20 protein-coding genes and 2 pseudogenes are annotated in these 23,017 nt (G+C 43.0%); 12 read left to right on the top strand and 10 right to left on the bottom strand.

All coding sequences use genetic code 11. From position 1 onward, the window contains the following. Positions 1 to 18: 18 nt before the first annotated feature. From QME03_RS06965 to QME03_RS06950, 4 genes are all read left to right on the top strand, one after another. Positions 19 to 2,400, top strand: a complete 2,382-nt coding sequence (locus QME03_RS06965) for a TonB-dependent receptor (RefSeq protein WP_281723889.1) — start codon at positions 19 to 21, stop codon at positions 2,398 to 2,400. A gap of 159 nt (positions 2,401 to 2,559) precedes the next feature. Continuing rightward, positions 2,560 to 4,125 carry an acyl-CoA carboxylase subunit beta gene (locus QME03_RS06960; RefSeq protein WP_281723888.1) on the top strand — a complete coding sequence of 522 codons (1,566 nt, stop codon included), beginning with the start codon at positions 2,560 to 2,562 and terminating at the stop codon, positions 4,123 to 4,125. A 40-nt stretch (positions 4,126 to 4,165) separates the two neighbouring features. Next, positions 4,166 to 4,324 (top strand): hypothetical protein, encoded by a 159-nt coding sequence (locus tag QME03_RS06955; RefSeq protein WP_009229805.1) that lies wholly within the window; start codon positions 4,166 to 4,168, stop codon positions 4,322 to 4,324. A gap of 7 nt (positions 4,325 to 4,331) precedes the next feature. Continuing rightward, the gene (locus tag QME03_RS06950) at positions 4,332 to 4,760 is read left to right on the top strand and encodes a biotin/lipoyl-containing protein (protein WP_273148654.1); all 429 of its coding nucleotides are present in this window, start codon (positions 4,332 to 4,334) and stop codon (positions 4,758 to 4,760) included. A 168-nt stretch (positions 4,761 to 4,928) separates the two neighbouring features. Here QME03_RS06950 and panD read toward each other — a convergent pair whose 3' ends face one another. Together panD and panC are read right to left on the bottom strand one after the other, a co-directional pair. Continuing rightward, positions 4,929 to 5,276, bottom strand: a complete 348-nt coding sequence (gene panD, locus QME03_RS06945) for an aspartate 1-decarboxylase (RefSeq protein WP_110370341.1) — start codon at positions 5,274 to 5,276, stop codon at positions 4,929 to 4,931. Positions 5,277 to 5,282: 6 nt separating this feature from the next. Then, positions 5,283 to 6,134 carry a pantoate--beta-alanine ligase gene (panC, locus tag QME03_RS06940; RefSeq protein WP_281723887.1) on the bottom strand — a complete coding sequence of 284 codons (852 nt, stop codon included), beginning with the start codon at positions 6,132 to 6,134 and terminating at the stop codon, positions 5,283 to 5,285. Positions 6,135 to 6,333: 199 nt separating this feature from the next. Here panC and QME03_RS06935 point away from each other — a divergent pair, with 199 nt between their 5' ends. From QME03_RS06935 to QME03_RS06915, 5 genes are all read left to right on the top strand, one after another. Beyond that, positions 6,334 to 7,143, top strand: a complete 810-nt coding sequence (locus tag QME03_RS06935) for a glycogen/starch synthase (protein WP_281723886.1) — start codon at positions 6,334 to 6,336, stop codon at positions 7,141 to 7,143. Between the two features lie 35 nt (positions 7,144 to 7,178). Further along, positions 7,179 to 8,576: a DUF4270 domain-containing protein gene (locus QME03_RS06930; RefSeq protein WP_281723885.1), complete on the top strand. Its 1,398-nt coding sequence runs from the start codon at positions 7,179 to 7,181 to the stop codon at positions 8,574 to 8,576. 16 nt (positions 8,577 to 8,592) lie between these two features. Further along, a complete protein-coding gene (locus QME03_RS06925) occupies positions 8,593 to 8,709 on the top strand; it encodes a dehydrogenase (RefSeq protein ID WP_273148648.1) in 117 nt (38 codons plus the stop codon). Between the two features lie 128 nt (positions 8,710 to 8,837). Then, complete coding sequence (locus QME03_RS06920; RefSeq protein WP_025816055.1) at positions 8,838 to 9,473, top strand: HD domain-containing protein; 636 nt, start codon at positions 8,838 to 8,840, stop codon at positions 9,471 to 9,473. A gap of 687 nt (positions 9,474 to 10,160) precedes the next feature. Beyond that, a complete protein-coding gene (locus QME03_RS06915) occupies positions 10,161 to 10,769 on the top strand; it encodes a riboflavin synthase (RefSeq protein WP_281723884.1) in 609 nt (202 codons plus the stop codon). An 84-nt stretch (positions 10,770 to 10,853) separates the two neighbouring features. On the opposite strand, the gene QME03_RS06910 is transcribed toward QME03_RS06915, so the two are convergent. The 5 genes from QME03_RS06910 to ftcD form a co-directional block, all read right to left on the bottom strand. Beyond that, positions 10,854 to 11,174 carry a TfoX/Sxy family protein gene (locus tag QME03_RS06910; protein ID WP_281723883.1) on the bottom strand — a complete coding sequence of 107 codons (321 nt, stop codon included), beginning with the start codon at positions 11,172 to 11,174 and terminating at the stop codon, positions 10,854 to 10,856. A gap of 170 nt (positions 11,175 to 11,344) precedes the next feature. Then, complete coding sequence (gene hutI, locus QME03_RS06905; RefSeq protein WP_281723882.1) at positions 11,345 to 12,589, bottom strand: imidazolonepropionase; 1,245 nt, start codon at positions 12,587 to 12,589, stop codon at positions 11,345 to 11,347. Between the two features lie 6 nt (positions 12,590 to 12,595). Next, positions 12,596 to 14,071: a histidine ammonia-lyase gene (hutH, locus tag QME03_RS06900; protein WP_273148646.1), complete on the bottom strand. Its 1,476-nt coding sequence runs from the start codon at positions 14,069 to 14,071 to the stop codon at positions 12,596 to 12,598. Positions 14,072 to 14,093: 22 nt separating this feature from the next. Next, positions 14,094 to 16,103 carry a urocanate hydratase gene (locus QME03_RS06895; RefSeq protein WP_281723881.1) on the bottom strand — a complete coding sequence of 670 codons (2,010 nt, stop codon included), beginning with the start codon at positions 16,101 to 16,103 and terminating at the stop codon, positions 14,094 to 14,096. 116 nt (positions 16,104 to 16,219) lie between these two features. Further along, a complete protein-coding gene (gene ftcD / locus QME03_RS06890) occupies positions 16,220 to 17,920 on the bottom strand; it encodes a glutamate formimidoyltransferase (RefSeq protein WP_110370337.1) in 1,701 nt (566 codons plus the stop codon). 497 nt (positions 17,921 to 18,417) lie between these two features. Between ftcD and QME03_RS06885 the strand changes: the two genes are divergently transcribed. Continuing rightward, complete coding sequence (locus QME03_RS06885) at positions 18,418 to 19,077, top strand: hypothetical protein (RefSeq protein WP_025816051.1); 660 nt, start codon at positions 18,418 to 18,420, stop codon at positions 19,075 to 19,077. Between the two features lie 182 nt (positions 19,078 to 19,259). On the opposite strand, the gene QME03_RS06880 is transcribed toward QME03_RS06885, so the two are convergent. Beyond that, positions 19,260 to 19,787, bottom strand: a complete 528-nt coding sequence (locus QME03_RS06880; protein WP_025816050.1) for a hemerythrin domain-containing protein — start codon at positions 19,785 to 19,787, stop codon at positions 19,260 to 19,262. A 61-nt stretch (positions 19,788 to 19,848) separates the two neighbouring features. Continuing rightward, complete coding sequence (locus QME03_RS06875; protein WP_025816049.1) at positions 19,849 to 20,343, bottom strand: pyridoxamine 5'-phosphate oxidase family protein; 495 nt, start codon at positions 20,341 to 20,343, stop codon at positions 19,849 to 19,851. 174 nt (positions 20,344 to 20,517) lie between these two features. Here QME03_RS06875 and tsaA point away from each other — a divergent pair, with 174 nt between their 5' ends. Then, a complete protein-coding gene (tsaA, locus tag QME03_RS06870; protein WP_281723880.1) occupies positions 20,518 to 21,201 on the top strand; it encodes a tRNA (N6-threonylcarbamoyladenosine(37)-N6)-methyltransferase TrmO in 684 nt (227 codons plus the stop codon). Between the two features lie 195 nt (positions 21,202 to 21,396). Then, a pseudogene (locus QME03_RS06865) lies at positions 21,397 to 22,440 on the top strand (IS5 family transposase); the annotation flags it as partial. A 183-nt stretch (positions 22,441 to 22,623) separates the two neighbouring features. On the opposite strand, the pseudogene QME03_RS06860 reads toward QME03_RS06865, so the two are convergent. After that, positions 22,624 to 22,843 (bottom strand): annotated as a pseudogene (locus tag QME03_RS06860) (hypothetical protein). Positions 22,844 to 23,017: the final 174 nt, after the last annotated feature.

Genomic DNA, 23,017 nt, shown 5'->3' with positions numbered 1-23,017 from the left:
TGAAACGTTATATCAAGGATGAGCAGTTACGTTAAATTGATTTACGCGACCTTGTTGTCGCTGTTGTGTTTAGGCTTAAACGCACAGACGTTTACGCTAAAAGGACGCGTTACCGACGAGAAACTGTCGCCCATTGAATTGGCTACAGTCTCGGTGTTGAGCCAAGGTAAAGTGACCTTTACCTCTTTAAAGGGCGAATTCGAACTAACTTTACACACAGCCGACTCGGTTGTGGTGAAATTCTCCATGATTGGCTATAAAACCAAAACTCGCATTTTAAGAAATCCTAGAGGCAAACAAACCTTGCAAGTGGTGCTTCACGAAAGTGATAACACACTGGGAGAGGTTAGTGTTAGCGAGATGCGAAGACAAACAGGACAGACACAAGAACTGAAAAAAGATGCAAACAAACTGACGCCAACAGCTAGTGGCAATGCCGTTGAAGAACTAATACAGACGCAAGCGGGTGTATCAACTCACAACGAGATGTCTTCTCAATATAATGTTCGCGGTGGAGCATTCGACGAAAATAGCGTATATATAAATAATGTAGAGGTATATCGCCCCTTCTTAGTGCGCAGCGGACAACAAGAAGGCTTGTCGGTTATCAACCCCGATTTGGTAGAAAAAATTGGTTTTTCTACCGGAGGATACGCTGCTAAGTATGGCGACAAAATGGCGTCGGCACTTGATATCACTTACAAACGCCCCACAAAATTCGAAGGTTCGTTGGCGTTTAGTTTGCTGGGAGGATCGGCCTACGTGGCTATAGGCAACAAAACTTTTTCGTGGAGCAACGCCGTGAGATATAAAACTACCAAATATCTACTTGGCTCGCTTGAAACCAAAGGTGAGTACAGTCCTAGTTTTTTAGATTATCAAACCTATCTTAGCTACATCCCCAACAAGCGTTGGCAAATAGACTTTGTAGGAAACATCTCGAACAACCAATTCAACTTTGTACCAGCCGACCGCGAAACAAAATTTGGTACAATGCAAAATGTGCGTTCGTTTAAAGTTTATTTTGATGGACAAGAAAAAGATTTGTTTCGCACTTTCTTTGGCTCGCTCAACGTGAAACGAAATTTTGGCGAAGCTACATCCCTTGCTTTAGTGACTTCGGCCTTCCAAACAAAAGAGAAAGAAACCTACGATTTACAAGGGCAATACTGGCTAACGCAAACCGAGACAAGTGAGAACCTAGGCGTTGGCACGTATTTTCAACACGCCCGAAACTTCTTGCAAGCACGAGTAACAAGCCTAAAATTAGTGTTTGCTCATAAATCTAAGCAACACGATATAGAGAGTGGTATAACATTGAAGCGCGAACACATCGAGGAACACAGTCGTGAATACGAAATGCGCGACTCTAGCGGATACAGCATCCCGCATACAGGCACCGATTTACATCTTATTTATTCGTTAAAAGCCAACAACAAGCTTGACGCAAGCCGCATAGAGGCCTATGCTCAAGATACTTATCGTTTTGGAGGAAAGAACGAAAACACGCGTTTTACTCTTAACTATGGTATCAGATTGAGCCACTGGGGTTTTAATAAAGAAACAATTGTAAGTCCACGCGTATCATTAGGTATTATTCCTGCATTCAACACCAATCTCACCGTGCGTTTTGCTGCAGGACTTTATTATCAAGCCCCCTTCTTCAAAGAACTGCGTGACACCACAACAAGCAACAATGAGACACGCGCAACGCTGAATAAGAAGATAAAAAGCCAGCGCTCGTTGCACCTCATAGCTGGAATGGACTATCGGTTTAATATCTCTGGACGCCCCTTCAAATTCACAGGCGAGGTGTATTATAAAGCTCTAAGCAACCTTGTTCCGTACAGCATAAACAACGTAAAGGCGGTGTACTATGGAGAAAACCTAAGCAATGGGCATGCTGCAGGCATCGACTTAAAACTCTATGGTGAGTTTGTTCCTGGTACTGACTCGTGGATTAGTCTCTCGCTAATGAATACGCGCATGAAGCTTAACGGCAAATCATTACCACTTCCCACCGACCAACGCTATTCATTAAACATGTTTTTCACCGACTACTTCCCAGGAACCGAGCGTTGGAAAATGTCGTTGAAGCTAGCTTTTGCCGATGGGTTGCCATTCTCAGCACCACATAGACAACTAGAAGACCACTCCTTCAGAGCACCGGCATATAAAAGAGCCGACATAGGCATGAGCTATAGACTACTAGATAACGAACAAAGAGGAACGAAATCGCCATTTAAGAATATATGGTTGGGTGTAGATTGCCTTAACCTCTTCGGAATAAACAATGTGAATAGTTATTTTTGGATAACCGATGTAACCAGTCAACAATACGCAGTACCCAACTACTTAACAGGCAGATTGATTAATGTACGTGCACTATTTGAATTCTAAGAAGGTGTACACAAGAGCCAAACGCATGTCTGACAAGCAGAAAAATATAGTCATAAAGACATAAAAAAGGCAATAAAAGGAATATAAAATTAGATTATTACGTTCCTTTTGTCTAACTTTGCAGATATTTTTGAGAATAAGGAAACAATTAAATAACTTATGAGCAAACAAATAGAAAAAATCAAGGAGCTTATCGCTAAGCGCGAACAAGCCCGTCTTGGTGGTGGCGAAAAAGCTATCGAAAAGCAACACGCACGTGGCAAATACACCGCTCGTGAGCGTATAGACATGCTTGTTGACGAAGGAAGCTTCGAAGAATACGACATGTTTAAGCTGCACCGCTGCCACAACTTCGGCATGGAAAAGAAACAATACCTTGGCGACGGCGTGGTTGCTGGCTCGGCAACTATTGATGGACGACTGGTGTATGTATATGCACAAGACTTCACCGTTAATGGTGGTTCGCTCTCTGAAACGATGTCGCAGAAAATCTGTAAGATTATGGATATGGCCATGACGATGGGTGCACCCGTTATCTGTATGAACGACTCAGGAGGCGCACGTATACAAGAAGGCATCAACGCACTTGCTGGTTATGGCGAAATCTTTGAACGCAACATTCTCGCTAGCGGTGTTATTCCTCAGATTTCAGGTATATTTGGCCCTTGTGCAGGTGGTGCAGTTTACTCGCCAGCACTAACAGACTTCACCCTGATGATGGAAAACACATCGTATATGTTCCTCACTGGCCCCAAAGTTGTTAAGTCGGTAACTGGTGAAGATGTAGACTCAGAGAACCTTGGAGGTGCTTCGGTACATGCAACAAAGAGTGGTGTAACCCACTTTACAGCTAAAACAGAAGAAGAAGCTATGGATATGATTAAGAAATTGCTTAGTTATATTCCCTCGAACAACACCGAAGAGGCTCCACGTGTGGCCTGCGACGACCCAATCAATCGTATGGACGACAGTCTAAACGATATTCTTCCCGACGACCCCAACAAGGCATACGATATGTACAAGGTGATTTCTGCTATCACCGATAATGGCGAATTTTTCGAGGTTCAGCCTAAGTTTGCCAAAAATATTATCACTGGTTTCGCTCGCTTCAATGGTCAAAGTGTTGGTATCGTGGCCAACCAGCCATCTGCTTATGCTGGTGTGCTAGACGTGAACGCATCTAGAAAGGGTGCGCGCTTCGTGAGATATTGCGACGCTTTCAATATTCCAATCGTTAGTTTGGTAGACGTTCCAGGCTTCCTTCCCGGTACAGGGCAGGAGTATAACGCAGTTATCTTGCACGGAGCACAGCTACTTTACGCATACGGAGAAGCAACTGTGCCAAAAATTACCATCAACTTGCGTAAGAGCTATGGTGGAAGCCACATCGTTATGGGTTGTAAGCAACTTCGTGCCGACCTTAATTTTGCATGGCCAACAGCCGAGATTGCTGTTATGGGTGCATCGGGTGCCGTTGCCGTTCTTTGTGCAAAAGAAGCAAAAGACAAAAAGGATGCTGGCGAAGATGTTAAAGCTTTCTTGGCAGAAAAGGAAGAAGAATACACCGAGATGTTTGCCAATCCTTATCAAGCCGCACAATATGGCTACATAGACGACGTTATCGAACCCCGCAACACACGCTTCCGCATTTGCCGTGGCTTGGCACAACTTGCAAACAAACGTCAGAGCCTACCAGCAAAGAAGCACGGATGCATGCCCATGTAAGGGTAGGACAAGTTGCAATAATTAATTACTACATTAAGTTATGGCTACGAAAGACAAGAACATCTATGCTGCCATCGCATTGGCACTTCACGAGTTCAAGGGCAATAACGTGCACGATAAAGAACCAGGCTTCATCACTATCAAGAAGCGTGATACTCTTTGGAATGCCAAATTCCTTTCAATGACACAAAAACCATAAAGAAAGTATGAAAGAATACAAATATACCATCGATGGTAAAGAATATAAAGTGGCCATCGGTGACATCGAAGAGAACGTTGCTAAGGTAACTGTTAACGGCGAATGTTTCAAGGTTGAGATGGAGCCTGAAGCAGAACCCGAAAAGAAAAAGGTGGTTTTGGGTGCTTCTGCTGCTTCTGCAGCTAGCGAAGAAAATGCTGCTCCTGCTGCCAATGTTAACACAGCCAATGCCGTAAAGGCTCCACTGCCTGGCGTAATCACCGAAATTAAGGTAGCCGTTGGCGATACTGTTGCTGCTGGTGACACGCTCGTTGTGCTCGAGGCTATGAAGATGGCCAACAACATCGAAGCTGAAAAGGCTGGTAAAGTTACTGCTGTTTGCGTTAAGCAAGGTGAGAGTGTGCTTGAAGACACACCTCTCGTGGTGGTTGAATAAGTTGATTAGACTTGCTTCACGCCCCAAACGCAAAGGTTTAATATAAAAAATGAGCTTGCAAGAGGTTAAACATTACCTTATTTGCAAGCTCATTTTTTTGGGGTATTAACAAAACACAGCGCACATCTGTCTACACTTAGACAAAATGTTGCGCGTAGTTATTAATTGCTATTTCGTCAATTTATTATTCTCAGGAAACACCACAACAGGTTGAAAAGTCTTGGCTTCTTCAAAATCCATCAAGGCATACGACATAATGATAACTGTATCGCCAACCTGTACTTTACGCGCAGCAGCACCGTTTAGACAGATTTCTCCACTGCCTCGCTGACCTTTTATAATGTAAGTTTCAAACCTTTCACCATTGTTATTATCCACAATCTGCACCTTTTCTCCGGCAATCATGTTGGCAGCATCCATCAAATCTTCGTCTATGGTGATACTACCCATATAGTTGAGATTAGCTTCTGTAACTGTCACGCAGTGCAGTTTAGATTTCAATACTTCAATAAGCATAATCTATTATCCTTTATATTTAATATGGTCTATCAATCGGATGGGTGTAGATCCACAATAAACAGTAATGCACCCAACCACATATTCGCTATCGTTCCAGCTATCTAGGTCGACCAATGTTAAACCATCTACGATAGAGAAGTATTCCACTTCCAACCCTTCATGCGCATTAATCTCGGCAACAACCCAGTTTCTCGTCTCTCCGAGAGTAAGGGTTTTAGCCTTTTCAACACTCGCTTTCAACGCCTTATAGATGTTGGCAGCCAGCATTCTTTCGTCGGCCGAAAGACGTTCGTTACGCGAGCTCATAGCCAATCCGCTTTCTTCTCTTACGATAGGGCATTCTACGATTTCAATATTACTATTCATAAATTGCACCAAACGCTTCACAACCGCAATTTGTTGCCAATCTTTTTCACCAAAATAAGCATAATCAGGTTGAACGATATCAAAGAGTCGGCTAACAACTTGGCACACGCCATTGAAGTGACCAGGGCGTTTTGCACCTTCCATAACCGTAGTTACAGGTGGGAAATCAAACACTCGCGTATCAGGAGTAGGGTAAATTTCTCTTACCGAAGGGGCAAATACGTAATCGGCACCTACATTTTCGAGCATTTCACAATCGGCTTCAAAAGTCTGGGGATAATGTTCCAGGTCGCTCTTATCATTAAACTGGGTGGGATTTAGAAATATGCTAACAACCGTAACGTCGTTATCTTTCACCGACCGTTCCACCAACGAGGCGTGTCCAGCATGTAAAGCGCCCATCGTGGGCACAAAACCAATCTTTGCTTCTTGTTTTCTATCGCAAGACAAGGCAGCTTGCAGGTCTACAATCTTTGTAAAAACTTTCATTGCAATGTATCTTATAAGCGCCTGCAAAATAACTGCTTTTTTCTTAAATAAGAAAGAATATCATTAAAAATATAACAAAAAGCAACACCGTGAACTTCAAATACCTTGACTTGCAACCTGTTTCTCAATGTTTTTTTGTACCTTTGTAGTCGGTTTTAAGAAATGGGATGCATGCCATCCCAGTAGAACAAAGTCAAGTATGTCAAAAAAAATCTTATTCATCAATCAGGAGATAACCCCGTATGTTCCCGAAACGGAAATGTCTCTAATGGGCTATAATGTGCCGCTTAACATCCAAGAAGCTGGGTACGAGATACGTACGTTCATGCCTAAGTGGGGAAACATCAACGAACGACGCGGTCAACTCCACGAGGTTATTCGCCTTTCGGGTGTCAATCTCATTATCGACGAAACCGACCACCCACTAATTATCAAGGTGGCTTCAATTCCTTCGACGAGAATTCAGGTGTATTTCATTGACAACGACGACTATTTTATGAAGCGTCAAATGGCTCTCGACGAAAATGGTATGCCTTATTCAGACAACGGACAACGTGCCATTTTTTTCGCACGTGGCGTATTGGAAACGGTAAAAAAACTGCGTTGGAATCCCGATATCATTCACTGCCAAGGTTGGATGGCTGCATATATTCCTGTGCTTATTAAGAAAGCCTTTAAAGACGAGCCTGCTTTTGCCAACACAAAAGTGGTGACAACTCTTTTTAACCACGGCTTGGAAGGGCAACTAGGTCAAAACTTCAAAAAGACTTTGGAATATAAGTCGATTAAAGGTACTGCGCTTTCTGAATTTAACAATGAGTTCGACTATACTGAACTTGAAAAACTAGCTATTGCTTATAGCGACGGCGTAATTGAAGGAAGCGAAGGTATTAAGTCGGTTCTCACCGAATACGCAGAACAAAAAGCCGTTCCAATGCTGAAATATCCTGGTCAAGATTTCACCGAACCTTATAAAAAGTTTTACGAGGTGATATATCCAGAAAAGTGATATATGCCTCTTCCCATTCTATACACTGAACGAACATGAACTTAAAAGCAATTTTTCCAATAGCCTTCATGGCGCTTGCCTTCGTTGGCTGCGATGATACTACCGAGACAGTGGGCAACTCGCTCAATAAAAACAATAGCTTTGTGGCCACAACCGACTCGTTCCTTGTGGCCAGTAACACTGTACTTGTAGACTCGGTGCTTTCTAAAAACACCGTTGCTTACTTAGGATATGTGCGCGATCCTGAAACAGGTTCGTACATAACAGGCGATGCGATGATACAGCTTCATAGTTTGGCAGACATTGGCTTGCCTGCAAAAGATAGTATTGTTAGCAAATTGGGCAATGAGGTTATAGCCGATTCGTGCGAATTATTCTTACCATTAGCTAAATCGTATGGCGACTCTACGGTGGTGATGACACTCAACTTGCGCGAGATGCAGAAACCTATGCTTGAAACAAGAACGTATTATACCAACTTCGACCCCGAAGCTAATGGCTATCTGCGCACAACAAATGGTATCAATAAAGATGCTAGCTACACACTTGCATCTAAAGCAGGAACGTCTAGTGGCATCCTCATCCGCATGAACGATAAATATTGGGACAAGAATGGCAAAGAGTATAACAACCTAGGTACCTACTTGTTGCAAACCTATTATGCGCATCCCGAGTATTTCAAAAATACTTATAGTTTCCTCACCAATGTGTTCCCAGGATTCTACTTTAAACATAAAAGCGGTCTAGGAGCCATGGCACATGTGGAAAGCTGTTTGCTTAACATCTTCTATCGCTCGAAAGTTAATGGCAAAGACTCTGCACAATGGATTTCGCTCGTTGGCACTGAAGAGGTTCTGCAACACACAAAGGTTACCAATACGACTGCCACAGCCACACTGCTTAACGACACTAGATACACTTACCTCAAAACTCCAGCGGGCTTTTTCACACAACTGACCATCCCTGTTGAACAACTTGAAAATGGCCACAACGGGCAAGACATCAATCAAGTGAAGCTTTCTGTGCCTCGCGTTAATAACTCTACTACTAGCGACAACGCATTAAGCCCTTCGTCAAGCGTGCTTCTGCTGCCTGTTGATAGTCTTAACAGCTTTTTCAAACAAAATGTTTTGATGGACAACAAAGTGTCATTCTTGGGTTCGCTGGTGGCAAACACTTACACATTTGATAACATTGCCAATGTGATTAACGTGATGAGAAAGGCCGATAAAACCAATCCTAATTGGAACAAATTGGTGATTGTGCCCGTTACTCTTACCACCACTACGCGTCAGACGCAATCGGGAAGTAACGAAACTGTTATCACAAAGATTACTCACAATATGTCGCTAACAAGCACTAAGCTACTTAAAGGAACTGGCGCACCGGGTAGCGCTATTAAGCTTAATGTAATTTACACCAAGGTGCAATAACAAACGGCTTGAGCTAATGGCAGATAACTATATTGAAAACAAAAATCAAGAGTACGAGGAGCGGAAAAAGAAATGGCTAAAAAGCCAAAAACGTTATCCCGTAAACTTGCCTGCCGACAGGAAAAAATCATAACTGTGGCTGCTTTTACAAAGCTTAAACTGCAAACAAAGCTACTTTGAAAAGGCTTGCCAACGTAAAAAGGAGGACCAATAGCGTGTTTCCTCCTTTTTACGTTTATCTATTAGAAAGGAACAAACACGATGCCAGCACCTACAGTACAACTAGACCTGATGGAGTTTGTAGAACAAAACATCCTTCCAAGATACAATCAATTTGACCGTGCACACAATATGGCGCACATATTGAGAGTTATTAAACGTGCACTAACATTGGCCGAGAAAATTGGAGCCGATGTTAACATGGCCTATGTAGCTGCTGCATATCACGACTTAGGTCTTGAAGGACCTCGTGCAATTCACCATATCACAAGCGGAAAAATTCTAATGGCCGACCAACGGCTGCGAAAATGGTTCTCGAAGGAACAGCTTGTCACCATGAAAGAGGCTGTAGAAGACCACCGCGCATCTAGTTCGCGAACACCCAGAAGTATTTATGGGCGCATCACAGCTGAAGCAGACAGAGACCTAGAACCTGAAGTGGTGTTCAGAAGAACCATTCAATATGGGATAACGAATTATCCAGAATTGGGAAAAGAGGCACAGTGGGAACGTTTCGAAAGACATTTGAACGAGAAATATTCTACTGCAGGCTATATCAAACTATGGATTCCTGGGTCAATAAATGAGCAGTATCTGAATGAAATTCGAAATATTCTGCCCAATAAAACTTTGCTTCGACAATGGTTTGAAAGACTTTTTGCGGAAGAGACTCCTTAATAGTTGTTGTTTTGCTAACTTTATATGCTGATTAATATATCATTTCTTGTGCTTATATGTCAGTGTAATGTGATTGTGCTATGTTCAAATTATACACAAAAAAATAACGAGCTTAGGCTATTCATTTGTCTAACACATAGGCTCTATACATTTTCTATGTTCATTTTCATTCTTTGTTTGAGTAAAAACGAACCGCCCGGTTCGCTACAAAAGGGCGTGTACTCAAGCTACAGACAAGTTGTACTATCGCTACAAGCAAATTGTACTGACCCTACAAGCAAGTTGTAGCAACCCTACAAACGTGTTTGTAGTTAACGTTAGGGCATACTTTCGCACTGTTATTGGTAGTAATTTGACCAGCGATTATTTGGTAATATCGCTGAAAACGCTTACCTTTGCACAGCAAAAAGAGACAAATATAGGGGTTGTATCGATTTGATTGGGGTACTCTTCAAAATAAAATCGAAAACCGAGAAGAATTCTTTTGCTAATGGCGGGCCACGACCATCATGGTTAGCTGTAAAGCCGGTGGATTACAAAGGCGGGGAACTCTCAAATCATGTATAGCTCAGAGTTTTCATCACATCATCGGTACGACCCTTTTTTATATTAGGCAGGAGTTTCTTCCTGCCTATTTTTTTGAGCTAACAATTAACAAAAACAACAAACAATTAAAGATAAAGCTATATGTTTTCAGGCATAGTAGAAGAAATGGCTACACTTGTGGCCATGAAACGATATGAAGAGAATATCGACTTTACGTTTAAGTCTACCTTTACCAACGATTTGAAGATAGACCAGAGCGTTGCACATAATGGTGTTTGCCTAACGGTTGTTGAACTTGATGACGACAACTACACGGTTACAGCCATGAAGGAAACTTTGATTAAGTCGAACCTTGGACTATTGCAGGTGGGCGACAAGGTTAACATTGAACGATCAATGAAAATGAACGGCCGACTAGACGGCCACATCGTACAGGGACATGTTGACACCACTGCCACATGTGTAGCGATGGAAGACGCGGAAGGCTCAACCTATTTTACGTTTGAATACACTTTTAATCCTGAACAAGTGGGACGCGGATATTTCACAGTAGACAAAGGTTCGGTTACTGTAAATGGCGTGTCGCTTACAGTGATTAGTCCTACTGAGTGTACCTTTAAGGTGGCTATCATACCCTACACGCGAGAAAACACCAACTTTTGCGACATCAAAGTTGGTTCGGTAGTGAATTTAGAGTTTGATATCTTGGGCAAATACATCGCCCGCATGCAAAGCCTTTCCAGCAAATAAGCTTGCATTTCCGATTCGTTTTGAGCCGTTATCGTGCATAACTTCACGATTTATGCCCGTGTTCAAGCCCTGAAGCAGCTGTTATTATTTTTTGTTTCGGGGCTTGGGTTCGGGCAATTCTTTGCAGGTTTCCTTCACAATTTTGGCTAAAACCTCGTGGTCTTCAAGGTCAGCAATGTAAAAGTAGTCTTTTGCTCCTGGATAGGGAGGGCGTAAATCAATGGATTTAAGTTCCTTTTTGCCAGCTTCGGTGGGCTTGATGTAAAGGCAATCATCGCACAATAGACCGAAGATTTTGCCGTTGCAATAGATACCATACTCTCCAAACATCTTCTTAACCGTGATTTCTCCTGCCGTAATACATTGGTCTAAAACGTACTGAACAAAGTCTGTGGTACAAGCCATGTGTGATTTAATTTTTAATTATTGTGGGTGATGATGCCTCATTTACCAACTGACGTGTTGACAAGTTGAAGAGAGGGATGCCCTTTATCAAGGATTTAGAATACTCCTCTTTTATATCATAGACACTTGTCAACACGTCAATCTGAACGTTTTCTCCGCTGTATTGCTCGTCAATTTTGTCGTTCGCCGTTGAGATATACCTCGCGAATAACGGGCGTGGTATAGGCGTAGGGAATGAAGGCAATAGAAGGAATGGGGTGGGTGATGTAGAAGTTTGCGACCTTGCCAATAGCTATCGAGCCATAATCAGCACTTAGCCCCATAGCGTATGCACCGTTGATCGTTGCCGCATTAAGTGCCTCTTCGGGTAGAAGTCGCATTTTGATACAAGCCAACGACACCACAAATTTCATATCGCCCGACGGTGTTGACCCTGGATTATAGTCGCTTGCGATGGCAGGACCAAGTCCAGCACTAAGCATTTTGCGCACGGGTGCAAAGGGAATGTTAAGAAAGAATGAAGTGCCAGGCAACGCCGTTGGTGACGTTTCTGTGCCAATCATCATGGCAATGTCTTCGTCGGTCATACTCTCCAAATGGTCAACGGAGAGTGCATTGTGTTTTAGCGCCACCTCAACACCGCCACTTGGAGCCAGTTCCTGACCATGAATTTTGCCACGCATACCATGTTTTGCACCAGCTTGCAGTATGCGTCCCGTCTCTTCAGGTGTAAAAAAGCCCTCGTCACAGAACACATCCACAAAGTCGGCAAGCCCTTCTGCAGCCACAGCGGGTATCATTTCGTTTATGACAAGATCAACATATTCGGCTTGTCTTCCAGCATAAGCCCTACCAACAGCATGGGCACCGAGGAAATTGGCAACCACTTTGAGTGGTGAAGTTTCTTTAATACGTTTGATAACGCGAAGCATTTTCAGTTCATCTTCGGTATTAAGCCCGTATCCGCTTTTAATTTCCACACAACCAGTGCCTTTAAACATCACCTCGCGAACGCGTTTCATCGACTGTTCGTACAAATCGTCTTCGCTCATTTCGTGCAGTTTGTCAGCACTATTGAGAATACCACCACCACGTTTGGCAATTTCGGCATACGACAAGCCATTGATTTTATCAACAAACTCGCCCTCACGACTACCTGCATTGACAATGTGCGTGTGCGAATCGCAAAACGATGGCATCACCGTTCCCCCATCTGCATCAACCTTTGTCACATTATCATCAAACTTAGGCATTTGCTCCATTGGACCAAAATCGGCTATTCTTCCATCTTTTACAAGAAGATAAGCATTATCAAGAGTCTCAAACTGAGCCATTTCACTGCCTTGTAGGCGCAAGCGACCCTTGCGATCTACACCGCCAAGGGTCGCTATGTTAAAGAATAAAGTAGTTGCCATCAATAATTATTTGCGTAAGAACTTGACAGAATCCTCAATATGGGGATACATAATCACGTCTGTATCAATAAAAGGTACCACCTTGCGATAAGCCTCATACACCTTCATTAATTCGGGAGAAGAAACAAGGGGGCGACGAAAATCAAGTGCTTGAGCAGCATTAAATAATTCGATAGCCAGCACACGTTCGGTGTTTTCAACCACCTTACGCAGCTTTATTGCCGCATTGGCACCCATACTGACAAGGTCTTCTTGGTCTTGACACGACGGAATACTGTCGATAGACGAAGGCACAGCATACGATTTGTTTAAGCTAACCACAGAGGCTGCTGTGTATTGAGCTATCATGAAGCCACTGTTAAGACCAGGTTTGGCCACCAAGAAACTAGGAAGTTCGCGCAAGCCAGACACCAAACGATAGATACGTCGTTCGCTGATATTGGCCAATTCGCTCATTGCAATAGCAAGATAATCCATTGGAAGAGCAATAGGTTCGCCATGGAAGTTTCCGGCCGAGATAATTAAATCTTCATCTGGACAGACAGTGGGGTTGTCGGTGGCAGAGTTAATCTCGATATCTATCACCGAATAAACATAGCGAAGCGTGTCTTTCACCGTGCCATGAACCTGTGGTACACAACGAAAAGAGTAGGGATCTTGCACATGTTTCTTAGGACGGGCGATGAGTTCACTACCCTCTAGCAATTGGCGGAAGCGTGCTGCAGTCTCAATTTGCCCCTGATGAGGACGCACTGCGTGTACAGCATGAGTGAAAGGTTCGATACGACCATCGAAAGCGTCGAGCGACATAGCTGCAATAACATCGGCCCACTCGCTCAGACGTTGTGCATTGAGTACTGCCCAAACAGCTTGAGCACTCATATTTTGTGTTCCGTTGAGCAAAGCCAATCCCTCTTTGCTAGCCAGTTCAATGGGTTTCCAGTTCATTCGGCGATTCATTTCTTCGCCAGAAAGAACTTCGCCATTCATATCCACTTCGCCAAGACCCACTAAAGGAAGACTCATATGAGCAAGTGGAACGAGGTCGCCCGATGCGCCAAGAGAACCTTGCTCTAGGATAATAGGGAAGATATTGTTGTTAAACATGTCGATAAGACGTTCAACAGTATCAAGTTTGCAACCCGAGAAGCCATAGCTAAGCGACTGCACTTTAAGCAAGATCATCATTTTAATAATGTCGTTGGGCAAGCGTTCACCCACACCGCAAGCATGAGACTTAATAAGATTTACTTGCAACTGCGACAATTGGTCTTTGCTAATAGATACGCTACAGAGCGAACCGAATCCCGTTGTGACGCCATAGATAGGATTTTCTTCCTTAGCTATACGTGCATCAAGGTATTCACGGCTTCTGATAATGCGCTTACGAGCATCATCACTCAATTCAATCTTATAGTTATTATAAATTATTTCGCCTATTCTCTCAATCGTAAGATGGTCGGCTGATATTTGGTGTGTCATAATTATATGCTATGATTTGTGGTTAAAAATGAATATTGTTAAACAATTCTTCGTCAACAAGGTTTGGCATTGTCACCTTAAAGTTGGGTGTACGCTCCATTTCTCTACTAATGGCATCCATCGACCCCTTGTTTCTAGCCCATGAACGGCGGGTAATTCCGTTATTTACATCCCAGAAAAGCATTTGTTTGATGCGTTCGTCACAAACTTCACTTCCATCAAGCACCATACCAAAACCGCCGTTAATCACTTCGCCCCAGCCAACTCCACCACCATTATGAATGCTCACCCAGGTAGCTCCTCGGAACGAATCGCCGATTACATTCTGCACAGCCATGTCGGCACAGAATTGTGAACCATCGTAGATATTACTTGTTTCGCGGAATGGCGAATCGGTTCCCGAAACGTCATGATGGTCTCGTCCCAATACAATGGGTGCGGTAATGCGTCCTTCGCGTATAGCTTTGTTAAAAGCTAAGGCAATACGTATGCGCCCTTCGGAGTCGGCATAGAGAATACGCGCTTGCGAACCTACAACTAATTTGTTGCGTCCCGCTTCTCGAATCCAATGAAGGTTGTCGGCCAATTGTCCGTGAATATCGTCGGTTGCTTTGTCCATCAACTCTTTAAGCACATCTGTAGCAAGCTGATCGGTCAATTCCAAGTCGGCGGGTAAACACGAAGTACAAGCCCATCTAAATGGTCCGAAGCCATAATCAAAGAACATTGGGCCCATGATATCTTGAACGTAAGAGGGATAACGGAAGTGCTGAGCATCTTTCATGATGTCTGCTCCGGCACGACTAGACATAAGCAAGAAAGCATTACCATAGTCGAAGAAGTACATACCTTGCGCTGTTAGCTTGTTAATGGCAGTTACTTGTCGGCGAAGTGAGTCGAAAACGCGTTCTTTAAACATATCTGGATCGTCGGCCATCATCTTGTTCGATTCTTCAAGTGTCATACCAACAGGATAGTAACCACCAGCATAAGGATTATGCAAAGAGGTTTGGTCGCTACCTAAATCAACCTTGATATTATCTTTTGCAAGACGTTCCCATAGGTCTACCACGTTTCCTACATATGCCATAGACACCACGCGACGATCTTCTACCGCCTTATTAACAGCCGAAATTAGTTCGTCAAGATTATAATGCAGTTCGTCTACCCATCCTTGTGCATGACGTTTTTCGGCCGCAAGTGGATTAATCTCAGCCACAACACTAACAACGCCAGCTATATTTCCTGCCTTTGGCTGAGCGCCCGACATGCCACCTAGGCCTGAAGAAACAAAGAGAGGTATTTTATGGTCTTTGTCTTTGCCAAACACTTTGCGTGCAGCATTTAGCACAGTAATTGTTGTGCCATGAACAATACCTTGCGGGCCGATGTACATATAACTACCAGCAGTCATTTGTCCATATTGACTTACGCCCAATGCATTAAACCTTTCCCAATCGTCGGGTTTAGAATAGTTAGGGATAACCATACCATTTGTAACCACAACACGTGGTGCATTGGGGTGAGAGGGGAACAAGCCAAAGGGATGACCACTATACATAACAAGCGTTTGTTCGTCGGTCATCTCACTTAGATATTGCATAGCGAGTCGGTATTGCGCCCAATTTTGGAATACAGCGCCATTGCCTCCATAAGTAATAAGTTCGTGTGGATGCTGTGCAACAGCAGGATCTAGGTTATTTTGTATCATCATCATGATAGCAGCAGCCTGTTTGCTACGATGTGGATATTCGTCGATATGGCGGGCATGCATAGCATAACGCGGACGTAGTCTATACATGTAAATGCGGCCATAATCTTTAAGCTCTTGCGTAAACTCGGGCAATAGCTGTGCATGTTGTTCTTTGGGGAAATAACGCAATGCGTTTTGCAAGGCCAATTTCTTATCTTCAGCCGAAAGGATATCCTTTCTTTTTGGTGCATGACTTACACTGTTGTCGTAAGCTTGTGGTTCGGGCAGCACGTGGGGAATACCACAACGGAGGTCTGCTTGAAATTCTTGAAGGGTCATAGTGGATGGTTAGTTATATTCTTCTTATTATATATAAGGTGTACATCTACACCAGATACGATGTTTAGTTCGAAAATTAAGAAGCAGGAAGGCATATAAGCCCACCTGCAACTGTATTATAATTTCGTTTCAACAATAGCAACAATCTCGGCTTCGGCCACATTGGCTTTCGCAATCAGGTCGTTTGCTTCTGCGATAAGCTTGCCACTCACCTCCTTATCAATAAGCGAACCAGCATTAATCTTCACGTTCATGCCAGCTCCAAGCACAGCTGCACGAGCAGCCAAAGCACCAACGCCAGCGTCAGACACGCTATTGGGGTTACCAATCTCGGCCATTGCTTTGCACAATTCGAAAACACGGAACGACTCTTTCATCGTTTGCAAAGGTACTTGTGCAGCATAAAGCGTGGCAGCTTGTATCGCATCAGTGCGAGCTTGTTTGTCGGCATCGGTCTTTTTGGGCAATCCAAAGGCCGCCATAATACGGTTGAAAGCCTCTGTGTCTTCGTCTACAAGATGTAACAAGTTGTGCATCATCTCTTGACCTTTATCAGCCCAATGGCTAAACTCTTGCCAACGATCGTCCCAACCGGGCTTGTGACTAGAGAGGTTGGCCACCATTGCGCCCAAAGCAGCACCCAAAGCGCCCATGTAAGCTGCAATTGTTCCACCGCCAGGAGCGGGAGATTCGCGCGATGTTTCTTTAGCAAAACCTTCAACAGTGAGGTCAACCAATTTCTTTCCGCCTTCTTCTTCGCAAAGATATTCAATAACTTTTTCACGCGGGTTGAAGGGTTTCAAGTCGTCAAGTCCCATAGACTTAATGGCAATCTTGATAACATCTTCTTCGGGAATGCCGGTTGAGCGATTTTGTTTTTCCAAGAAATAGCGACCTGCTTCAATGAGTGTGCGCTTGGGAATAAGTCCAACAATCTCAGTTCCAGTAACCCTTACACCGCGATTTTGTGCACAGCGGCAAACTTCATCGAAAGCAACGTGGAGTGGGGTAACATCGATATTGGTGATGTTCATCGACACCTGTGCAATGTCGTACTCATCGATAAACCAACCAATAGCCTTTGTTGCCTTTAGTGTACCAGGCTTATTAATGGTTTTCCCATTTTCGTCTTTCTTAATTTTTCCTGTTATGGGATTTCCTTCGCGCACGGGTCTGCCTTTCTCACGCACATCAAATGCAATTGCATTTGCTCGACGTGTAGAAGTGGTATTTAAGTTAAAGTTGGTAGCAATAAGGAAATTGCGCGCACCAACAGCAGTCATACCAGTACGTTGAACACGCTCGTCAACTGGGCGTGCACCAAAATCGGGTTGTTTTCCTTCTGTAGTAAGCTTTTCGGCAAGCGCTTCGTATTCGCCTTGTCGACAAACTGCAAGGTTTTGTCTTTCGGGCGTAAAGGCAGCAGCCTCATAACAATAGCAAGGAATTGTTAATTCATTGGCAATGCGTTCAGCCAATTTGCGTGCCAACTGGGCACATTCTTCAAGTGTAATTCCAGCCACGGGGATGAGCGGTAGCACATCAGTTGCACCCATTCTTGGGTGTGCACCGTGATGTTGACGCATATCAATCAATTCTCCCGCTTTCTTAACGGCCAAAAATGCGGCTTCAACCACCACATCAGGAGTACCCACAAAGGTAACCACAGTTCTGTTTGTGGCTTCTCCAGGGTCTACATCAAGCAGTTTAACACCTTTAACCTCTTTGATAACATTTGTTATCTGGTTAATGATTTCCATGTTGCGGCCTTCGCTGAAATTAGGCACACACTCCACAAGTTTGTTTACATTGTTCATGTTAGAATGTATCTGTTTAACGTTTGTCTCAATACAAGGTATTATAAAACACTAGCGCAAATATATGAATTTATTTACTAACGCACGCGTTTTTCAGACATTTATTTGCCTAAAGTGAGTGTAAGCCTATCTTAAAAACAATTGCTCAATGTTGTTATGTTAAGGTTGTCAATATCTTTCTGAACAGCATAACACAACGAGTTTGGCGTTTTGCTTAACAACACACACAATTATTAGCAAATGGTTACTTAGTAAAAAAGTTTTAACTGCATACAAAACGCGTATTCAAATAGCTAAATTTGTAAGATTATTTCTTGCACACTAAACTTTTAATGGCTCTTTTTAATTCTACTCAACATCCTACTAATTATCCTAAACATTCTCTTCTGCTGTCCAATTGTTCTTATTAATGCAAGCACTGCCCAATCTCTTAAAAAATGTTTATTCCGTTGGAAAACCTAAATAAATGTAATACCTTTGCGAAAAAGGAGATAATCATGGAACGAATAACACTTGAGAACTTTGATGCTACCTATGTAGACCCTATAGAAGAAGAACGTATTGATAAATTTGTATGCGATGAAATGAGTCGCCAAATTCATCGATATATCAAAGGTATGTCGGGTAGCAAAGACATTATGAACAGGTTTGAAGCACAACTTTCTACCTTGTCGGTTGCTGAAAAAGAAGTGGCCATTGCCAGATATATCGACTTAAATAGAAAGGTTACTAGTGGGCTTGACTTTAAAATTGTACTTACAAGGGCAATGGCTAACTATTGTGACACCTTCGACTACTTGCTAACGCTTGTTAACGATAGACGTAAAATGGTGTATTACCTTAACCGAATCAAGGACAAATACCTACGTTATCACGAAGTAGTTGAAGTAGAAGGAAAATTTGGTATCAACGATTGCGACGGAAATGTGCTTGTTTCAGCTAAGTATGATTTCTTACGCAGATATTACACCTATGTAGACGACCTGTGTCTAATGCCTATCATCGCGCAAAGAGATGGAAAAATGGGACTGATTTTGCCCGATGGGCATGACACTATTGTGGCTGACTTTATTTACGACGACATTAGTTTGCGCGACGAATATCCCTATTTTGAAGCACGACAGGGAAAGAAAAAGATATTATTGGAAACAAAATAGGCGATAGCTACACAACAAATAGCTGACAACCCCAACAACGAAGGCGAGCCGACAAAGAACAGCATAGCCATTATCTCATTACGTGGTTCTCTCTCTAATAATTTTACCACGTGGATAAAGCACAAGCACGTTTGTTCTTTGCCAGCTCGTTTTTTGCCTTCAGCTAGTCATGGCTCGAAAACTTATCCTTGTATATTTCTCTCTTCTGTGGCAATTGCCGCGGGAAATATTATCTTGTCTTCGATAAGTATATGTTCTTCTAAAGCCTCCTTAAAGTCTTTCAACCTATCTAATACTGCTTGATATTCGCTTTCTACCCCTTCGGGTGCTGTATATTGATGTGTAAGATAGGCAATATGTTCGTGTCTTGCCGTTTCTCCTTCATGGTCGGACATCATCACTGCAATGGGATTTTGAACCGAACCGCAATGAAATCCCTGTTGTGTTCTATGCTCTTGCGATGCTTCCATTATCTCATAGATAAACGGGAAGAGGATATTTTCTTCTTTCATCAGGTGCTCATCAAGGTCGTTTAACGATTCGCCAAACTGATGTGCCACCTCAATTAGTTCATTATACTTAGCTGCTAGAGCATTAAGTCGAGCCAATGTCTCTGGCCCTTCTTCGCGTATGCCTCTATGATGTATTTTCAACGCATAGTCAATCAACAAGTCTGTTGGCCATTTCTCAAATTCTAATCTTGTCTTCATTTTTATATCTTATTCTAATATACTTCTTTTTTACTAGTTTTGTGTACAGAGCAACAAGTAATCAGTTAGTCTTATGCACCGTTTTACATTTTCCCGAAAACTCTGACACCTCAATTTTAATAATTTCTGTACGGTGAAATGATGCTTGAGCATACTTTTCGCCTAACTGTTTAAATTCGGGCGAGAGTTTATTGATGAGCAAGCGCAATGCCCGCATTCGTTCTTCTTCGTTTAAACCCACCTTAGCTAGTCCACGAATCACAACACTTTCGTATTCGGTAGTGAATTTTGAGGGTAACAAATTAACCTCACCCACGATGCAAAGACACACATTGGGATGCTTAGCAATAGCCTTTAACTTCGTTCCCTCGGGTGCACAATGCACATAAATACACGAACTACAATCCCATACATGGTTTACAGGGATGGCATAGGGCATTCCATCTTCGTCGATCATTGAAAGTACGGCATATTCTGCCTCGTACACGATTTCTCTGGCACGCGCTTCAGTAAGTAGCCTGTCACGCCTTCTTACTTGGTCGTTATTATATTTCATACACATTAACTTTAAGGCAAAATTAAGATTATTTAGTCCTTCTGTTGGTAACATTTGTTACTTTCTGTGGTTAAAGTGGGTTAAATATCTTAACTTTGCAGTAAATTAAAATGCGTTTTTCAGATAGGGTGGGGTATACAACCACGCTTCACAACGCTCCAAAATCGTTCGTCAATGACAGAAATTCACCCTATAGCTCATTTCCGTTCGCCTTTCGGCTCTAAATTCGGCATACCCAAGCAAAGTGGACTTGTAAAAAATGTGCCTGGACACATTGTTTTCGAACCAGCATATCGTTCTAAAGATGCGCTGCGAGGCATAGACAAGTTTGACTTTCTCTGGCTTATTTGGCATTTTTCGGCCAACAAACATACACCCAACAGTCTTGTTGTTCGTCCTCCCCTCCTTGGTGGAAATGCCAAAATGGGTGTATTTGCTACGCGTTCTCCCTTCCGTCCAAATGGTTTAGGATTATCATCTGTGCAACTCGAACATGTTGAATGGGATACAAATGATGGTCCAGTGATACACGTTCTTGGGGCAGACTTGATGGATGGAACACCCATTTTCGACATTAAGCCCTATATAACCTATGCCGATTGTCATGAGGGTGCCCGCAGTGGTTTTGTTGACCGCACAGCTATTACACGCCTCGAAGTAAGTATCCCACAACCTTTTCAAGCCTGTTTCTCACCCAACGAACTGCAAACGCTTTGCGAAGTGCTTGCACTCGACCCCCGTCCGCATTATCAAGACAATCCTCTAAAAGTTTATGGAATGTCATTTATGGACAAGGATGTACGTTTCGTGGTGTCTTCCGAAGGACTATTAACGGTTGTAGATGTTGTACAAGTATAGCGATTAGTGGCTGCAATTACCTCCTATCTCCCTTTTTCGCATCCCAGTCTACACAATCTGTAAAGTTGTGTATAGCATTCTTTCACCTTATATCACATCCATAGTTTTTACTAACCTGAGACCTCTGCAAAACTCTTAGTTTAGGAATTTGCTTATATCATTATTTTTTCGTATCTTTATAGTATGAAACAGTAACTCTCCTCTCTCAGCTTTGCCGACCTATTAGTCGGTCAGCGTAAGGTCAAGCAGACCTTCTTTTCTCAGATAGACAAAATTATCGATTGGAATCCAATCCGTGGTATTATTGAAATCGCCTACACCAAAGGTAACAAGGCAACTGGTCGTCCGAGCTATGATAGTCTTGTGCTGTTCAAGACCGAACTTCTCCGTACATGGTATAGCCTTAGTGATGGTGAGGTTGAGGAACAGGTAAACGACCATTTGTCTTTCAGCCGCTTTGTAGGACTGGGATTGGAAGATGTTGCTCCTGACAGTACGACGGTATATCGTTTCCGTAACATTCTTGTAGAGGCAGACCTTTATGATATGGTACTGAATGAAATCAACCGACAGTTAGAGCAACAAGGTGTCATTGTCAAACGTGGGGCTATCGTCGATGCCAGCATTACCGACAGTCCTCGTCGTCCACGTGGTCGCAAGGAGTATGAGATTGTTGAGGACAGGGATGAGGAAACAGGTAAGTTAGAATCCGAGAAAGCTATGCTCAAGGAGAAACTCAAGCCCAATGTGGACGGAGAGACACGCTGGGTCAAGAAAATGGGAAGGCTCCACTTTGGATACAAACGGCATTCAGTTACAGATGAAAATGGATTGGTTCTTGCAGAGGAGACTACCGCAGCTAATGAGAGCGACATCAAGCATTTGGAAACGCCCCTGAAAAAAGCAAATCTTCCGAAAAAGACTCTCGTATATGCTGATAAGGGTTATGACTCGGCAGAAAACAAGGAGACACTTGCTCGAATGAAACTAAAAAGTCGCATTATGCACAAAGGAACAAGGGCGCATAAGATTACAGAAAGAGAGAAACGCATCAATGTGGCTATCAGTAAAATTAGGTACAGGGTGGAACGCACTTTTGGTTCCATACACAGATGGTTTAGGGGAGGTACGGCAAGATATGTAGGACTTGCCAAAACACATGCACAGCATATTATGGAGGCTGTTGCCTACAACTTATATCGAACGCCAGGGATAATTGTGTCCAATGCTCTCAAATAAAAGAAAATTGGACACAAATATAGATGATAATAATCGTTTTACGGCATCAATTATAACAATAAACACGTTGGAATATGCTTCTAAACACAACTAAATGGGAATTTCTCTATAAATGAAGGTTTTGCAGAGGTCTCAGAAAAAGAAAAGAAGCCACGCAATTTTGAGGTTGCGTGGCTCATTGTGTTAGGGTTTTTCGGTTGTTTCGATTATCCGCTCTTTGGGGTGGGTATTAAAAGCCCAATTGATTTGTTCATCGGCAGGGTGCTGTGTACTCCTCTGTGCCCATCACCATTCCACAATCTTCAAGGATTTTGCGCTCGGCTTCCTCTCGGTCTGTGGGTACTACCTCAAACACACCTTCAAAGATGTATTGCGTGCGTACTCTGTAAACTTTCCTTTCCATATCTTCAAAATTCAGCGATTAGTAATCTGTGTTCCATTGGCTCTCCATTCGACAATCTGCGGTGAGTGAGCCAAAAATGGTGCGCTCTGTAACCATAGACAAAGAACTTGTCAAGTTCTGTTTCTTTGGCTATTTTGTTGATAGCCGACCTTAACTCCTCTTTGTTGTCGGATA

The sequence above is a fragment of the Hoylesella shahii genome (genome assembly GCF_937990675.1).
GTDB classification, from domain to species: domain Bacteria; phylum Bacteroidota; class Bacteroidia; order Bacteroidales; family Bacteroidaceae; genus Prevotella; species Prevotella shahii.
This window is presented reverse-complemented; position numbering and strand designations above follow the sequence as displayed.

Coding starts and splice junctions, on each gene's coding strand:
- QME03_RS06965 (WP_281723889.1), top strand. CDS start 19: ATGAGCAGTTACGTTAAATTGATTTACGCGACCTTGTTGTCGCTGTTG.
- QME03_RS06960 (WP_281723888.1), top strand. CDS start 2,560: ATGAGCAAACAAATAGAAAAAATCAAGGAGCTTATCGCTAAGCGCGAA.
- QME03_RS06955 (WP_009229805.1), top strand. CDS start 4,166: ATGGCTACGAAAGACAAGAACATCTATGCTGCCATCGCATTGGCACTT.
- QME03_RS06950 (WP_273148654.1), top strand. CDS start 4,332: ATGAAAGAATACAAATATACCATCGATGGTAAAGAATATAAAGTGGCC.
- panD (WP_110370341.1), bottom strand. CDS start 5,276: ATGCTTATTGAAGTATTGAAATCTAAACTGCACTGCGTGACAGTTACA.
- panC (WP_281723887.1), bottom strand. CDS start 6,134: ATGAAAGTTTTTACAAAGATTGTAGACCTGCAAGCTGCCTTGTCTTGC.
- QME03_RS06935 (WP_281723886.1), top strand. CDS start 6,334: ATGTCAAAAAAAATCTTATTCATCAATCAGGAGATAACCCCGTATGTT.
- QME03_RS06930 (WP_281723885.1), top strand. CDS start 7,179: ATGAACTTAAAAGCAATTTTTCCAATAGCCTTCATGGCGCTTGCCTTC.
- QME03_RS06925 (WP_273148648.1), top strand. CDS start 8,593: ATGGCAGATAACTATATTGAAAACAAAAATCAAGAGTACGAGGAGCGG.
- QME03_RS06920 (WP_025816055.1), top strand. CDS start 8,838: ATGCCAGCACCTACAGTACAACTAGACCTGATGGAGTTTGTAGAACAA.
- QME03_RS06915 (WP_281723884.1), top strand. CDS start 10,161: ATGTTTTCAGGCATAGTAGAAGAAATGGCTACACTTGTGGCCATGAAA.
- QME03_RS06910 (WP_281723883.1), bottom strand. CDS start 11,174: ATGGCTTGTACCACAGACTTTGTTCAGTACGTTTTAGACCAATGTATT.
- hutI (WP_281723882.1), bottom strand. CDS start 12,589: ATGGCAACTACTTTATTCTTTAACATAGCGACCCTTGGCGGTGTAGAT.
- hutH (WP_273148646.1), bottom strand. CDS start 14,071: ATGACACACCAAATATCAGCCGACCATCTTACGATTGAGAGAATAGGC.
- QME03_RS06895 (WP_281723881.1), bottom strand. CDS start 16,103: ATGACCCTTCAAGAATTTCAAGCAGACCTCCGTTGTGGTATTCCCCAC.
- ftcD (WP_110370337.1), bottom strand. CDS start 17,920: ATGAACAATGTAAACAAACTTGTGGAGTGTGTGCCTAATTTCAGCGAA.
- QME03_RS06885 (WP_025816051.1), top strand. CDS start 18,418: ATGGAACGAATAACACTTGAGAACTTTGATGCTACCTATGTAGACCCT.
- QME03_RS06880 (WP_025816050.1), bottom strand. CDS start 19,787: ATGAAGACAAGATTAGAATTTGAGAAATGGCCAACAGACTTGTTGATT.
- QME03_RS06875 (WP_025816049.1), bottom strand. CDS start 20,343: ATGAAATATAATAACGACCAAGTAAGAAGGCGTGACAGGCTACTTACT.
- tsaA (WP_281723880.1), top strand. CDS start 20,518: ATGACAGAAATTCACCCTATAGCTCATTTCCGTTCGCCTTTCGGCTCT.